14 protein-coding genes are annotated in these 15,601 nt (G+C 57.1%); 2 read left to right on the forward strand and 12 right to left on the reverse strand.

Annotated elements, in window-relative coordinates; genetic code table 11:
* Nucleotides 1-32: 32 nt before the first annotated feature.
* The 10 genes from ACXAGD_RS14415 to rpsL form a co-directional block, all read right to left on the reverse strand.
* Nucleotides 33-665, reverse strand: a complete 633-nt coding sequence (locus tag ACXAGD_RS14415; protein WP_475211545.1) for a hypothetical protein — start codon at nt 663-665, stop codon at nt 33-35.
* Nucleotides 662-958, reverse strand: coding sequence for a 50S ribosomal protein L23 (locus ACXAGD_RS14420; RefSeq protein WP_008757532.1), 297 nt, complete (start codon nt 956-958; stop codon nt 662-664). Before ACXAGD_RS14420 ends, ACXAGD_RS14415 begins: the two co-directional genes overlap by 4 nt.
* On the reverse strand, nt 955-1,572 hold the full coding sequence (gene rplD / locus ACXAGD_RS14425; protein ID WP_155148664.1) for a 50S ribosomal protein L4: 618 nt from the start codon (nt 1,570-1,572) through the stop codon (nt 955-957). The genes ACXAGD_RS14420 and rplD overlap by 4 nt, the downstream gene beginning before the upstream one ends.
* A complete protein-coding gene (rplC, locus tag ACXAGD_RS14430; protein ID WP_170328778.1) occupies nt 1,569-2,294 on the reverse strand; it encodes a 50S ribosomal protein L3 in 726 nt (241 codons plus the stop codon). The genes rplD and rplC overlap by 4 nt, the downstream gene beginning before the upstream one ends.
* Nucleotides 2,295-2,312: 18 nt before the next feature.
* A complete protein-coding gene (gene rpsJ / locus ACXAGD_RS14435; protein WP_008756422.1) occupies nt 2,313-2,627 on the reverse strand; it encodes a 30S ribosomal protein S10 in 315 nt (104 codons plus the stop codon).
* Between the two features lie 228 nt (nt 2,628-2,855).
* Nucleotides 2,856-3,539 (reverse strand): hypothetical protein, encoded by a 684-nt coding sequence (locus ACXAGD_RS14440; RefSeq protein ID WP_475211546.1) that lies wholly within the window; start codon nt 3,537-3,539, stop codon nt 2,856-2,858.
* Between the two features lie 187 nt (nt 3,540-3,726).
* Nucleotides 3,727-4,902, reverse strand: coding sequence for an elongation factor Tu (tuf, locus tag ACXAGD_RS14445; protein WP_475208403.1), 1,176 nt, complete (start codon nt 4,900-4,902; stop codon nt 3,727-3,729).
* 60 nt (nt 4,903-4,962) lie between these two features.
* Complete coding sequence (fusA, locus tag ACXAGD_RS14450) at nt 4,963-7,080, reverse strand: elongation factor G (protein WP_475211547.1); 2,118 nt, start codon at nt 7,078-7,080, stop codon at nt 4,963-4,965.
* Nucleotides 7,081-7,098: 18 nt separating this feature from the next.
* Nucleotides 7,099-7,569, reverse strand: a complete 471-nt coding sequence (gene rpsG, locus ACXAGD_RS14455) for a 30S ribosomal protein S7 (RefSeq protein WP_039529242.1) — start codon at nt 7,567-7,569, stop codon at nt 7,099-7,101.
* Between the two features lie 15 nt (nt 7,570-7,584).
* The gene (gene rpsL, locus ACXAGD_RS14460; protein WP_005621086.1) at nt 7,585-7,956 is read right to left on the reverse strand and encodes a 30S ribosomal protein S12; all 372 of its coding nucleotides are present in this window, start codon (nt 7,954-7,956) and stop codon (nt 7,585-7,587) included.
* A gap of 397 nt (nt 7,957-8,353) precedes the next feature.
* Here rpsL and ACXAGD_RS14465 point away from each other — a divergent pair, with 397 nt between their 5' ends.
* Nucleotides 8,354-9,160, forward strand: coding sequence for a putative rhamnosyl transferase (locus ACXAGD_RS14465; protein ID WP_475211548.1), 807 nt, complete (start codon nt 8,354-8,356; stop codon nt 9,158-9,160).
* Here ACXAGD_RS14465 and ACXAGD_RS14470 read toward each other — a convergent pair.
* Nucleotides 9,145-10,014 carry a DMT family transporter gene (locus ACXAGD_RS14470; RefSeq protein WP_475211549.1) on the reverse strand — a complete coding sequence of 290 codons (870 nt, stop codon included), beginning with the start codon at nt 10,012-10,014 and terminating at the stop codon, nt 9,145-9,147. The genes ACXAGD_RS14465 and ACXAGD_RS14470 overlap by 16 nt on opposite strands.
* A 414-nt stretch (nt 10,015-10,428) precedes the next feature.
* Here ACXAGD_RS14470 and ACXAGD_RS14475 point away from each other — a divergent pair, with 414 nt between their 5' ends.
* Entirely contained in the window at nt 10,429-11,094 is a 666-nt protein-coding gene (locus ACXAGD_RS14475; protein WP_475211550.1) for a hypothetical protein, read from the forward strand.
* A gap of 197 nt (nt 11,095-11,291) precedes the next feature.
* Here the strand turns inward: ACXAGD_RS14475 and rpoC are convergent, their stop codons facing one another.
* The gene (rpoC, locus tag ACXAGD_RS14480; RefSeq protein WP_475211552.1) at nt 11,292-15,533 is read right to left on the reverse strand and encodes a DNA-directed RNA polymerase subunit beta'; all 4,242 of its coding nucleotides are present in this window, start codon (nt 15,531-15,533) and stop codon (nt 11,292-11,294) included.
* Nucleotides 15,534-15,601: the final 68 nt, after the last annotated feature.

Raw genomic sequence — 15,601 nt, forward strand, 5'->3', positions numbered from 1 at the left:
TAGACCAGCTTCTCTCCCGCCCAATAAGTCGACTACCCCAAAGACCGCCTGCGGCAGAGCGGCTCGGACTCCACCGCGATGCGCTGCTTGAGTTTGATATGACCCAGCACCTCACGAAAAGCGCGGTGTTTGGGTTTGCCTTCCAGATAGTCCGCCAGTTTGAGCAGGTTGATCGGGTGCTTCGCAATCAACGCTTCGATCCGCTGCACCGCGTCGTCCAGCTCAAAATGATCCACGTACTGACAGGCCACTTGCGTGGGCGTCAGCAGGCAGAAATCCTGCGGGCGTTTCTCGGTATAGCGTGCAATGTCGAAGGGCGAGGCGCCGAGGGCGTGGAACTTGGGGATGTGCACGCGCATATCGGCCTCGGCGTGTTCCAGCACCGTACCGGAGGTCTGGCGAAACCCCAACGGACTAAGCTTGCCGACCACGTGCTTACGCATTGCAGGAGAGACCATGTCCACATCCGCCCGGTCGTATTTCAGATCGTCGAACACCGAAAGCAACCCCAGCTTCTCATCAGCGATCTGAAAATAGGGCTCGGCGCTGAACGCCCGCATTTGCTCCAGCACCTGCGCACGCACAGTTTCAGGGTCCGAAACGAAATCGGCCCCGGCGGGTTGAACCGCCGAGGCCGTGAATAGTCGCAGTAAGCGTCGGATCAAAGACCGGTGCTCACGTCGATTGTGTTCCCCTCTTCCAGGGTCACATAAGCTTTTTTGACGTCTTTCCGACGCCCCAGCTGGCCGCGGAACCGCTTGACCTTGCCTTTAGTCACGGTGGTGTTCACCGCTTTGACCTTCACACCAAACAGCGCCTCAACGGCCTCTTTGATCTGCGGCTTGTTGCTGTCGATCGCCACTTCAAAGACAACCGCGCCGTTTTCGGACGCCATGGTCGACTTTTCGGTGATGATCGGCTTGCGGATCACGTCGTAGTGTTCTGCCTTCGCGCTCATTTCAGACGAGCCTCCAGTGCTTCGACAGCCGCCTTGGTGAGCACCAGGGTGTCACGCTTGAGGATGTCATAAACGTTTGCACCCATCGACGGCAGGATATCCAGACCTTCGATGTTGCGCGACGCCTTCAGGAAACCTTCGTTCACGGTTGCGCCGTCGATGACCAGAGCGCGTTTCCAGCCCAGGTTTGCAACCTGTTTGGCCAGAGCGGCGGTCTTGCCTTCGGCTTCGGCGTTCTCGATCACAACCAGTTCACCTGCTTTGGCTTTTGCCGACAGAGCGTGGCGCAGGCCAAGCTTGCGGAACTTCTTAGGCAGGTCGTGGCCGTGCGAACGAGGGGTCGGGCCCTTGTAGATACCACCCTTGCGGAAGATCGGCGCGTTGCGGTCACCATGGCGTGCGCCACCGGTGCCCTTCTGGCGATAGATCTTCTTGGTCGAGTAGCTGGTTTCCGAGCGGGTCTTTACCTTGTGGGTGCCGGCCTGCGCGTTGTTGCGCTGCCAACGGACCACACGGTGCAGAATGTCCGCTCGTGGCTCGAGACCGAACAGATCGGCGTTCAGCTCGATGTCGCCGGCTTTGCCGCCGTCCAGTTTGATTACATCAAGTTTCATGCTTCACCACCTTCCGCGGGAGCTTCTTCCGCAGGTGCTTCGGTTGCAGCCGATTTCACAGCAGCCGGGAAAGGCAGGCCTTCCGGTGCTTTCTTCTTCACGGCGTCCTTGACGGTGACCCAGCCCGATTTCGGTCCGGGAACGGCGCCTTTGATGAAGACCAAGTTCCGGTCGGCGTCGGTTTTGACGACTTCCAGGTTCTGGGTGGTTACACGGGCAGCACCCATGTGACCGGCCATCTTCTTGCCTTTGAAAACCTTGCCCGGGTCCTGACACTGACCGGTCGAACCGTGCGAACGGTGGCTGATCGAAACACCGTGCGAAGCGCGCAGACCACCGAAGTTGTGGCGCTTCATCGCACCGGCAAAGCCTTTACCGATCGAGGTGCCGGAAACGTCAACCTTCTGACCTTCCAGGAAGTGTTCTGCCGAAATCTCGGCGCCCACATCGATCAGGCCATCTTCGGAGACGCGGAACTCGGCCAGCTTACGCTTGGGCTCAACCTTTGCAGCGGCATAGTGACCGCGCATGGCTTTCGAGGTGCGTTTTGCCTTGGCAGCACCAGCGCCCAGCTGAACGGCAGTGTAACCGTCTTTGTCAGCGGTCCGCTGTGCAACAACCTGCAGGTTGTCCAAGTGAAGAACGGTCACAGGGATCTGCTTGCCGTCTTCCATGAACAGGCGGGTCATGCCAACTTTTTTTGCGATAATACCAGAGCGCATAATCTATACCCTCCGATCTTACGACTGCAGCTTGATCTCGACGTCCACACCAGCAGCGAGGTCGAGCTTCATCAGCGCGTCAACGGTCTGGGGGGTCGGATCAACGATGTCGAGCAGACGCTTGTGCGTACGGATCTCGAACTGGTCGCGGGATTTCTTGTCAACGTGAGGGCCACGGAGAACCGTGAACTTCTCAATCTTGTTCGGCAGCGGGATCGGGCCGCGCACGTTCGCGCCGGTCCGCTTGGCAGTGTTGACGATCTCTTGCGTGCTGGCATCCAGAACGCGATAGTCAAATGCCTTCAGCCGAATACGGATGTTTTGGCTTTGCATATTAACAGCCTTTTTTAGGCGTTAAGGTTGAGAGGAGGACAGACGCGCATCGCCAACCCTCTTCGAACCCAAAAGGCGGGAATCACCCCGCCTTGACGTTCTTATTGAGAACTCGCGCGTAGTAGTGGGGTTGGTGGGGTTTGGCAAGGGGTTTGTTGGATGGAACGCCGTAGATCGCGTCATCCTAAGCAGCACACTGCAATCCAGCGCTTGAAGAACGGCTTAAGCTTACGACGATAACCCGTCCGCACAGAGACTTTTATCCTCTCCGACCAAGTATCCACGCACTGATTGTACTGCGTTTTTTTCCATCTGATCCGTGATATCCAAACACAGTGCAATACCGACTGTAAGCTCAGCGACTTCTTGGAAATACTTGTCCAGTTGATCCATCGGCGGTGGATTATAGATACGGGTCTGAACTATCACCCGAGGATCTAGGGGGTAGCGTGCCCACAGCCCGCAATACTCATAAGTTTCCGAATCTCGCTCTGCAGTACATCCCAATGAATACTGTATTGGCGAAGAATTTGGCGTGAGATGCATAAGCCTGAATCCGCTGCCCTCGCCCGTATTTACTGTATATCCCGGTAGTCTCAAGTGCTCTGGCACAGGCTTGGGATTGGTGTACCATCCACCGGGGCCAGTCCGCGACATTAGAAAATCGGAATCCTGATTGAGCTGTTTAACATGGATTACCGTATGGTCCAAAATTGGCATTCCCATCAGCATTTCGTTCAACCAATCAAGCCTATTGATCGGAAGAAAGTTCGTGTCGGTGTCCCACCCCCAATAGTCTTCACCGGCGTAGAATGTGCGAGTATTCAACTGAACGACAAAGTCTTCTTCAGCTTGCAGCGCCGAAGCACTTGGTAAGACCAAAGAAAAAACAAAGAGAATTCTTAAAACCATGAGCGGCAATCTTCTTTAAGTTGTTTCGAGGCACAGTCGACATTCAAAACACGAAATGCAAGTAGCATGTCACTTCACAGAAAAGGCCGCCCCGATGTGGGACGGCCTTCTTTAGTTGAACCGAGTTGCTTCCGGCAGATTTTCCTCTGGAAAATCGCCTGCCGCAACCAGGCGCGACAAGCGCGCCTTACTCGATGATTTTCGACACCACGCCGGCGCCGACGGTGCGGCCGCCTTCGCGGATCGCGAAGCGCAGACCGTTTTCCATCGCGATCGGTGCGATCAGCTCAACGCCGAACGACACGTTGTCGCCGGGCATGACCATCTCGGTGCCTTCGGCCAGGGTCACGGTGCCGGTCACGTCAGTCGTACGGAAGTAGAACTGCGGACGGTAGTTCGCGAAGAACGGAGTGTGACGGCCGCCTTCTTCCTTGGTCAGGATGTAGGCTTCGGCTTCGAACTTGGTGTGCGGTGTAACCGAACCCGGCTTACACAGAACCTGGCCACGCTCAACGCCTTCACGGTCAACACCACGCAGCAGGGCGCCGATGTTGTCGCCTGCTTCACCGCGGTCCAGCAGCTTGCGGAACATTTCAACGCCGGTGCAGGTGGTTTTCGAAGTGTCGCGGATGCCGACGATTTCGATTTCGTCACCAACGTTGATCACGCCACGCTCAACACGGCCGGTCACAACGGTACCACGACCCGAGATCGAGAACACGTCTTCGATCGGCATCAGGAACGGCTGGTCAACAGCACGCTCAGGGGTGTCGATGTATTCATCAACAGCCGCCATCAGTTCCTTGATTTTCTCTTCGCCGATTTCCGGGTTGTTGCCTTCCATCGCGGCCAGAGCCGAACCTGCGATGATCGGAATATCGTCGCCGGGGTATTCGTAGCTGGACAGCAGTTCGCGAACTTCCATCTCAACCAGTTCCAGCAGCTCTTCGTCGTCAACCTGGTCAACTTTGTTCAGGAACACGACCATCTTCGGGATGCCAACCTGGCGGCCCAGAAGGATGTGCTCGCGGGTCTGCGGCATCGGGCCGTCAGCTGCGTTCACAACCAGGATCGCGCCGTCCATCTGCGCAGCACCGGTGATCATGTTCTTGACGTAGTCGGCGTGGCCGGGGCAGTCAACGTGCGCGTAGTGGCGGTTCTCGGTCTCGTATTCCACGTGGGCGGTCGAGATGGTGATGCCGCGCGCTTTCTCTTCCGGCGCACCGTCAATCTGGTCATACGCTTTGAAGTCACCAAAATACTTGGTGATCGCTGCGGTCAGCGTCGTTTTACCATGGTCAACGTGGCCAATCGTGCCGATGTTGACGTGCGGTTTTGTACGCTCAAACTTTTCCTTTGCCATGATGGCCTCCTTTGTCGGTAATGAAGGGAGCCCCAGACCGGAGCTCCCTCAAATCTTCGCTTACGCGTATTTCGCCTGAATCTCGTCCGAGATGTTCTGCGGAACCGGATCGTAGTGCGAGAACTGCATGGTGAACTGGGCACGGCCCGACGACATCGAACGCAGAGTGTTGATGTAGCCGAACATGTTCGCCAGCGGAACGTTCGCATCGATTGCGATGGCGTTGCCTCGCGGCTCTTGGCCCGACACCTGGCCCCGACGCGATGTCAGGTCGCCGATGATACCGCCGGTGTATTCTTCCGGGGTGATCACTTCGACCTTCATGATCGGTTCCAGCAGCTTCGCGCCTGCTTTGCGCATGCCTTCACGCATACACATCCGCGATGCGATTTCGAACGCCAGAACGCTCGAGTCAACGTCGTGGAACTTACCGTCCAGCAGGGCAACCTTGAAGTCGATCACAGGGAAGCCAGCCAGCGGGCCGCTGTCCATGACCGAATTGATGCCTTTTTCAACACCCGGGATGTATTCCTTCGGAACGGCACCACCAACGATGCGGCTTTCGAACGAATAGCCTTCGCCTGCTTCGGTCGGCTGGATCTCTAGCTTGACTTCCGCGAACTGACCCGAACCACCCGACTGTTTCTTGTGGGTGTAAGTGTGTTCGACCGGCATCGAGATGGTTTCACGGTATGCCACCTGCGGCGCACCGATGTTCGCCTCGACTTTGAACTCGCGCTTCAGACGGTCCACCAGGATGTCCAGGTGAAGTTCGCCCATGCCCTTCATGATGGTCTGACCCGATTCCAGGTCAGTTTCCACGCGGAAGGACGGGTCTTCGGCGGCCAGACGGGCCAGACCCTGGGACATCTTCTCTTGGTCGCCCTTGGTTTTGGGCTCAACCGCGATCTCAATAACCGGATCGGGGAAGGTCATGGTTTCCAGAACCACCGGATCCTTCGCATCACACAGAGTGTCACCGGTGGTGGTGTCTTTCAGACCCGCCAGCGCGATGATGTCGCCTGCAAATGCTTCTTCGATCTCTTCCCGGTTGTTCGAGTGCATCATCATCATACGACCGATGCGCTCTTTCTTACCTTTGGTCGAGTTCAGGATCGAGTCACCCTTGTTCATGGTGCCCGAGTAGATCCGGGTGAAGGTCAGCGAGCCAACGAAGGGGTCGTTCATGATTTTGAACGCCAGACCCGAGAAGGCCATGTCGTCGTCTGCACGACGGGCGATGTCACGAACTTCTTCCTCGTCGCCGGGTTTGAAGCCCATGTAATCAACAACGTCCAGCGGGCTGGGCAGATAGTCGATCACAGCGTTGAGCAGCGGCTGAACGCCTTTGTTCTTGAACGCCGAACCACCCAGAACCGGAACGAACGCGATGTCTAGGGTACCTTTGCGCAGCAGGGCGCGCAGGGTCGGAACGTCGGGCTCATTGCCTTCCAGGTATTCCATCATGGCGTCGTCGTCCATTTCGACGGCCGCTTCGATCATCTTGCCGCGCCATTCGTCAGCCATGTCTTTCAGGCTGTCGCGGATCGGAGCTTTGATCCAGCTTGCGCCCAGATCTTCGCCCTGCCACAGCCACTCTTCCATGGTGACCAGGTCGACCAGGCCTTCCAGCTCGGTCTCGGCGCCGATCGGAATACCAACCGGAACAGCGCGTGCGCCGGTGCGGTCTTCGATCATGCGAACGCAGTTGAAGAAGTCTGCGCCGATCTTGTCCATCTTGTTGACGAAAACCATGCGCGGAACTTTGTAGCGGTCAGCCTGACGCCACACGGTTTCGGTTTGGGGCTCAACACCGGCGTTTGCGTCCAGAACGCAGACGGCACCGTCGAGAACCGCCAGCGAACGCTCAACTTCGATGGTGAAGTCAACGTGGCCGGGGGTGTCGATGATGTTCAGGCGGTGCTTCGGGGTTTCGGCAGTCTGACCGTCCTCGGTGCGCTCCCAGAAGGTAGTGGTCGCAGCCGAAGTAATCGTGATGCCGCGTTCCTGCTCCTGCTCCATCCAGTCCATGGTGGCTGCACCATCGTGCACCTCACCGATGTTGTGGGATTTGCCAGTGTAATACAGGATACGCTCCGAGCAGGTGGTCTTACCTGCGTCGATGTGCGCCATGATACCGAAGTTACGGTACAGTTCGAGCGGATATTCGCGTGCCATTTGGATAAGCCTCTAGAATTACCAGCGGTAATGGCTGAAGGCTTTGTTCGCCTCGGCCATCTTGTGGGTGTCTTCGCGCTTCTTCACGGCGGTACCGCGGGACTGTACAGCGTCCAGCAGCTCGCCGGCGAGGCGTTCTTCCATGGTGTTTTCGTTGCGGCCACGCGCAGCAGTGATCAGCCAGCGGATGGCCAGTGCTTCGCGGCGCTCGGGGCGCACTTCGACCGGAACCTGATAGGTTGCACCACCAACCCGGCGCGAGCGAACCTCGACCGACGGTTTGATGTTGTCGAGCGCTTCGTGGAACACTTCGACAGGAGCGCGTTTGATCTTGTTCTCAACGCGGTCAAACGCGTTGTAGACGATGCGCTCTGCGACCGACTTTTTGCCGTCGATCATCAGGTTGTTCATGAATTTGGTCAGAACCTTGTCGCCAAATTTGGCGTCAGGCAGGACTTCGCGTTTTTCGGCGGCGTGACGACGTGACATATCAGCCTCTCCTTCTTACTTGGGACGCTTCGCGCCGTATTTCGAACGACGTTGCTTACGATCTTTGACGCCCTGAGTATCCAGAACACCGCGCAGGATGTGGTAACGCACACCGGGAAGGTCTTTTACACGGCCGCCACGGATGAGAACAACCGAGTGTTCCTGCAGGTTGTGGCTTTCACCGGGGATGTACGAGATGACCTCGAACCCGTTGGTCAGGCGCACCTTGGCAACCTTACGCATAGCCGAGTTCGGCTTTTTAGGCGTGGTGGTGTAAACACGTGTGCAGACGCCGCGTTTCTGCGGGCACTGCTCCAGGTGCATGGACTTCGAGCGTTTTACTTTGGGCTGCCGCGGCTTGCGGATCAGCTGTTGAATAGTTGGCATTCCGGTTTCTTCCCCGTTTTGCAACACACATGACATGCACGCGTATTGCGTGCGGTTAAACTTGCTGCACTTATGCGTCCACAAGCGCAAAACCCGCGAGCGTTCCCATTCCGAGGTGAACGTCGCGGTTGGTTATCAGAGGGCGCGAACTGCAAAATTGTCCGGGCCTTGACCAGTTCATTACTGAAATCGGTTATGGGGCGGCCCCCGGTACCGAGATGACGCGCGTAATAGGGGGAGTCGGCCCGAGTGTCAACAGTACACCAAATCAAGGGATCAACCGGCCGGTCCGTGAGGATTTATCAGGTCCCGTCGGGGATTTCCAGCGCGACCGCCCGTTGCGGGTTTCCCGGCGCGCAGGCATAGTCCATGCAACGGTCTGCACCACGGATGATTCATGCAAGTCATAGGCCTTTGCCGCTTTTCCTACCCCGCTCATGGCGGTTTTCAGGTCGAACACGACACGATCGAGGAACGCAGGCAGTACCTCTATAACCCGGCGCGGCTAGAAGAACGGTTCCGCCTGTTCGAAACCACCACCCTGCCCTGTTTCAAGGAACAGACCGATGAGGACTTTCAGTTCCTGATCGTAATCGGGGAATGCCTGCCGAAACCCGCCTTTGACCGGCTGCATGATCTGACCGCAGGCATGAAACAGGTTCGGATCATAGCCCGCGAGCCCGTCCGCCACCGCAAAGTGATGAAAGAGATCCTGAACGCCGCGCGCGACAATCCCGGTGCGCCGTGCGTGCAATTCCGCCATGACGATGATGATGCCGTCTCGGTGGATTTCGTTGAACGTCTGCGCGACGCGACGGTCGAGGGCGAAGGCCTGATGGCGAACAACAAAACCGTCGCAATCGACTATAATCAGGGGTTCCTTGCCCGTTTCGGCGCAAACGGTATTCGGGCTGCACAGGTGTTTCGGCCCCTGTTAGGCGTCGGATTCGCCATGCATGTGCGCGGTGATTGCGAGCAGACGATCATGAACTTCGCCCATCACCGTATCGGGAACTTCATGCCGGTGATTAGTTACCCGGATGCGCCGATGTGGGTGCGCACCTTGAATCAATTCAACGATTCACCCCATGCCCGCAACAGTACCACTGATCTGTCGCCGCTGACGCCCGAGCAGGAGGGCGAATTCATCGCCCGCTTTGCCATTGAACAGGATGCAGTGCGGCGGGCTCACTCGGCAGCGTGAGAGTGCCGTTCGCGGAACAACGTGAACATCCCGGCCCCAACGACCATGGCTGCTCCGATCAAAGTGACCGAGTCCGGCCAGTCTCCAAACACCAGCCATCCCAGGGCCAGCGCCCAGATCAGACTGGAATAGCGGAACGGCGCGACAAAGCCGACGTCTCCGACACGCATCACCATGACGCTGCACAAGTAACCGGTCAGCACAAACACCGCAGCACAGGCAACCATCAGCCCCGCGCCTGTTGGCATCGGCTGCCAACCTGACGCGAGCGAGGCACACCCGGCTGCGACGGTGATGGTAAACGAGGTCGCCAAGGTGACAGCCAGCGAAGGCACGTGAATCGACATCCGCCGCGTGATCAGATCGCGGATGGTGACCGACACAACCGCGATCAACGCGTACATGGCATAAATGCTGAACCCCTCGGGACCCGGCCTGACGATCATCAGCATACCAAGGAACCCCAGCGCAATGGCCAGAACCCGCCGCCAACCAATCTGTTCGCCGAAGAACACCACTGCACCAAGGGTCACGGTCAGCGGCAAGGCCTGCAACACGGCCGTTACATTGGCCAACGGCATATGCAGTAACGCGGTCAGGAAGAAGAACGTAGCCGAGAGTTCCGCCACACACCGCGCCACCACCAGCCACTTGTCATGGCGCGGAAAATTCAGGTGCAGCGCCCCAAGATTGCGCGCCAGCAGATACACCAGAACCGTCGCCAGAACTCCGCGCATAGCGACCATCTGAAACAACGGCATCTCTACCCCGGCGGCCTTGATCAGCGCATCATTGATTGTAAATGCCGCCATACTGCCAACCATCAGCAGAGCGCCTTTTACGTTTGGAGTCATAGTGGCGGCTTCCAGGACTAGCGACAGTTCAACCCATAGACAGAGCGCACAGCGGATTTGTCAACTGCCCCTTCCGTAAGATTCTGTCAGCCGGAAAATACAATCAGCGTATGGCCTAAACCTGACCACATAGTGCGTAAAAAAGCTAAGCTGCCCTGGCATCATAGAAGGTTGTCTGTGCGGACAAAGTGAGATTCTGTCACAACCACGCCAAGTGTCGCTTCAAGGTTCGTTCATAGACTTTCCGAACAACGATTTGACGCTTTGCAAGTCAGCCTCAGTTAATCCATCTTGTCACGTATGAACCTAGAATCCACCGTAGCCCATTTGAACGAACTAAAACCACGCCGTCGGGGTGTTCAACGTTCATACTCCACGTTTATGGATCGAACCGAGAACGAGTTCGGCAGTGCAATGGCAGAGAACGTTGAGCGAGCCGTCTCTGTTATTTTCACCTGTATTATCAAAAGAATTGCGGGTCGGCTGCATCGAGAAGATGTAGTTGCAATCTTTCAGGAAAATGGATGGCGTATTTCCGACAACCCAATTCTGACCGAGAGGCTTCTATCTTGCCATGACTTGGCAAGTGTTGAGGAGCGAGGAAAGCTCTCGGGCCACTCTCAATTTGCGGGCGCCTCCACACTTGAAAGTCTGAACACAAAATACTTTGGCCAGTTTGGTGACCGAACAAAAGTTCTTTCAAATGACAACCTACCCGGTTCAATTCTGTCCATCTCCAATCTTGGAGATGAACCCAACCCAAACTATGCATTTGGGCTAAAGGCAGTATTGCCGTATCAAGCCGACTATTTACTATGGTGGGCAACCAAGCATTCAAACGTGTGGAAACACTTCTCCGAACCAACCGACCTTGACGAGAAAAGTTGGGCAGTACTCGAGCCATCGTTTGACGTCGATAGGACGAGAACGTTCGCCAAGTGTGTATTGGGAAAATCAGATTTTCGCCTAGGCCCACAAAGGAGCGAGGAGCGGTTTTACCTCGCAGCTTTCGGAGCCGCTGAACCGGGACGAAAATGTGAGCCTGTCCAAGGCTCATACCTCGCGTACCATGTAATGTAAGTTAAGTGTTTGCTAGAACATCAATCCTCCAACGGTAAAGCAATCCTTCGTGGTGCTTGCAGCATCGGTCACAAAGGGCTCAATGCCGCCATTGGAATTGGATAGAGCCCCCGCAACAAATCACCTTCTGGCACTCTTTCACATAAGAAAAGGCCCCGCGTTTCCGCAGGGCCTTTCCTGAATTTATGCTAGTGCGCCTACTCGCGGCTTTCCGGTGTTTCCACCAGAACGTCCAGCTCATCACCGACCATGTCGTCGTCCATCATCGGCGCGGCCAGGGCAGCGGCCGCTTCGGCCTCTTCCCGGCGAGCTTCGATCACGACGTTGTCGCGCGACTGGGCAACCTGACGCACCGCCTGAGTAGCTCCACCGGTACCGGCGGGGATCAGACGACCAACGATGACGTTCTCTTTCAGGCCAACCAGCTTGTCCTTCTTGCCCTGAACCGAAGCTTCGGTCAGCACGCGAGTGGTTTCCTGGAACGACGCCGCCGAGATGAACGAACGCGTTTGCAGCGAGGCCTTGGTGATCCCCAAGAGGATCGGCTCGCCCTGTGCCGGACGACCACCGCGGGCGATGGTCTTCTCATTGGCCGCGTCGAACTCTTGCTTGTCGACGTGTTCGCCTTTCAGCAGGGTGGTGTCGCCTGAATCCAGGATCTCCCACTTCTGCAGCATCTGGCGCACGATGACCTCGATGTGCTTGTCGTTGATCTTCACGCCCTGCAGACGATAGACGTCCTGCACCTCGTCGATCATGTAATCCGCCAGCGCTTCGACACCCATAATGGACAGGATGTCATGCGGAGCCGGGTTACCGTCCATCAGGTATTCACCCTTCTGGATGAAGTCCCCTTCGGCGACCGGGATGTGCTTACCCTTGGGTACCATGTACTCGATGGTCTCCATGGACTCGTCAGCCGGTTCGATGCTGATGCGGCGCTTGTTCTTGTAGTCGCGGCCAAAGCGCACGTAACCATCGGCTTCTGCGATGATCGCGTGATCTTTCGGACGGCGGGCTTCGAACAGTTCGGCCACACGCGGCAGACCACCGGTGATGTCCTTGGTTTTGGCGCCTTCACGCGGGATACGCGCAACAACGTCACCAGCTTCAACCTGCTGACCGTCTTCGACAGACAGGATCGCATCCACCGACATCGGATAGTGAACCGGGTTGCCCGCATCGTTGCGGACCGGCTCGCCATCTTCGCCGACCAGAATGATCTCGGGCTTGAGGTCGCTGCCTTTGGGGGCGGCGCGCCAGTCGATCACGATCTTCTGGGTCATGCCGGTTGCTTCGTCGGTCTCATCGCGGACAGCAAGGCCCGAAACAAGGTCAACGTATTTCGCAGTACCGGCCTTCTCGGCGATGATCGGCAGGGTGTAGGGATCCCACTCGAACAGCTTGTCGCCACGGGCTACTTTGGTGCCATCCTTGACAAACAGCTTGGAGCCGTAGCCCAGCTTGTGGCTGGCACGCTCTTCGCCATGTTCGTCCTTGATCACCAGCTTCATGTTCCGGCCCATGACCAGGCTTTCGCCTCCAGCATTGACCAGGATCTGCGGGTTCTCGAAGGATACGACACCTTCCTGGCTGGCTTCCTGGAACGACTGCTGACCACCTTGCGCAACACCACCGATGTGGAATGTACGCATGGTCAGCTGTGTACCGGGTTCACCGATCGACTGAGCGGCGATGATGCCGACAGCTTCACCTGTGTTCACCATGGTTCCGCGTGCAAGGTCACGACCGTAGCAGGTTGCACAGACACCTTCCTCGGACTCACAAGTCAGAGGCGAGCGGATGCGCATCGATTGAACACCAGCTTCGTCGATGGTGTCGGCCATACGTTCGTCGATCAGCTGACCTGCGGCCACGATCACCTCATCGGTGCCCGGACGCAGAACATCGTCAGCTGCCACACGGCCCAGCACACGTTCAGCCAACGAGGCGACAACCTCACCGTCATTCACGGCTGCTTCGGCAGTGATCGCACGCTCGGTGCCACAGTCGATCTCACGGACGATACAGTCTTGCGCCACGTCCACCAGACGACGGGTCAGGTAACCCGAGTTCGCCGTCTTCAGAGCGGTATCCGACAGACCCTTACGGGCACCGTGGGTAGAGTTGAAATACTCGAGAACGGTCAGACCTTCTTTAAAGTTCGAGATGATCGGCGTCTCGATGATGTCACCGTTCGGCTTGGCCATCAGGCCACGCATACCGCCCAGCTGTTTCATCTGAGTAACCGAGCCACGCGCACCGGAGTGAGCCATCATGTAGACCGAGTTCGGTTCCTGCTCGGAGCCGTCCTCTGCCCGATCCGACGACGAGATCGTGCTCATCATCGCCTCGGTGACGCGGTCGTTACACTTCGACCAGGCATCGACAACTTTGTTGTACTTTTCGCCCTGAGTGATCAGGCCGTCCATGTACTGCTGTTCAAAGTCTTTCACCTGACCGCGGGTGTCATCGACGATGCCCCACTTGTCGTTGGGGATGACCATGTCGTCCTTACCGAACGAGATGCCCGCCTTGAACGCTTCTTTGAAGCCCATCGACATGATCTGGTCACAGAAGATAACTGACTCTTTCTGACCGCAATAGCGGTAGACGGTGTCGATCACCTGCTGCACTTCTTTCTTCCGCAGCAGGCGGTTGACCAGCTCGAACGGCGCCTTGTTGTTCATCGGCAGCAACGCACCCAGGCGCAGACGGCCCGGAGTGGTTTCATAACGCTTCTGAACTTCGTTGCCTTCATCGTCGATCTGCGTGATCCGCGCGGTGATTTTCGAGTGCAGGTGCACTTCGCCGGAATCCAGCGCGTGCTGAACTTCGTCGATCGAACCGAACACTTTGCCTTCGCCCGGCATGCCTTCGCGTTCCAAGGTCACATAGTACAGACCCAGGATCATATCCTGCGACGGAACGATGATCGGTGCGCCGTTTGCAGGCGACAGAACGTTGTTCGTCGACATCATCAGAACACGCGCTTCCAGCTGGGCCTCAAGGCTCAGCGGGACGTGAACGGCCATCTGGTCGCCGTCGAAGTCGGCGTTAAAGGCCGAACAGACCAGAGGGTGCAGCTGAATGGCTTTGCCTTCGATCAGAACCGGCTCGAACGCCTGAATGCCAAGACGGTGCAGCGTCGGCGCACGGTTCAGCATGACAGGGTGTTCGCGGATCACCTCGTCGAGGATATCCCACACTTCGGGACGTTCTTTCTCGACCAGTTTCTTCGCCTGTTTCACGGTCGAAGACAGACCCTTGGCTTCAAGGCGCGAGTAAATGAACGGCTTGAACAGTTCCAGCGCCATCTTCTTGGGCAGACCACACTGGTGCAGCTTCAGCTCCGGACCGGTCACGATGACCGAACGACCCGAGAAGTCGACGCGCTTACCCAGAAGGTTCTGACGGAAGCGACCCTGCTTGCCTTTCAGCATGTCCGACAGCGATTTCAGCGGACGCTTGTTGGCGCCGGTGATCACGCGGCCACGACGGCCGTTGTCGAACAGAGCGTCAACGGATTCCTGCAGCATCCGCTTTTCGTTACGGACGATGATGTCAGGCGCGCGCAGCTCAATCAGGCGCTTCAAACGGTTGTTCCGGTTGATAACGCGGCGATACAAATCGTTCAGATCCGAGGTCGCGAAACGGCCACCATCCAGTGGAACCAGCGGGCGCAGTTCCGGCGGAATGACCGGGATCACGGTCATCACCATCCATTCAGGCCGGTTGCCCGACTCGAGGAAGGATTCAACAACCTTCAGACGCTTGATGATCTTCTTGGGCTTCAGTTCGCCGGTGGCTTCGGCCAGATCAGCGCGTAGCTGCTCGGCTTCGGCTTCCAGATCGATCTGGGCCAGCATCTCACGAATGGCTTCAGCACCGATATTCGCGGTGAACGCGTCCATGCCATAGGCATCCTGCGCGTCCATATACTCTTCTTCGGTCAGCATCTGGCCATAGGTCAGGTCGGTCAGACCGGGCTCGATAACGACATAGTTTTCAAAGTACAGAACGCGTTCCAGATCGCGCAACGTCATGTCCAGCATCAGACCGATGCGGGACGGCAGCGATTTCAGGAACCAGATATGTGCGACGGGCGCGGCCAGTTCGATGTGGCCCATACGCTCACGGCGGACTTTCTGCAGGGTGACTTCCACACCGCATTTCTCGCAGACAACGCCGCGATACTTCATCCGCTTATATTTGCCGCACAGACATTCGTAATCTTTGATCGGGCCAAAGATACGCGCGCAGAACAGACCGTCACGTTCAGGCTTGAACGTCCGGTAGTTGATGGTTTCGGGTTTCTTGATCTCACCATAGGACCAAGACAGGATCCGCTCGGGCGACGCCAACGAGACCTTGATCTCGTCAAAAACCTTCGGGGGCGTCAGCGGGTTGAACGGGTTGTTGGTGATTTCCTGGTTCATTTAAAGTCCCTTTCTTAGGGGATTTAGAAGAAGATGATTTGGACCGACGCTAGGAAGGCGAACCCTCC

It is taken from the genome of Ruegeria sp. ABF4_144 (assembly GCF_056160045.1).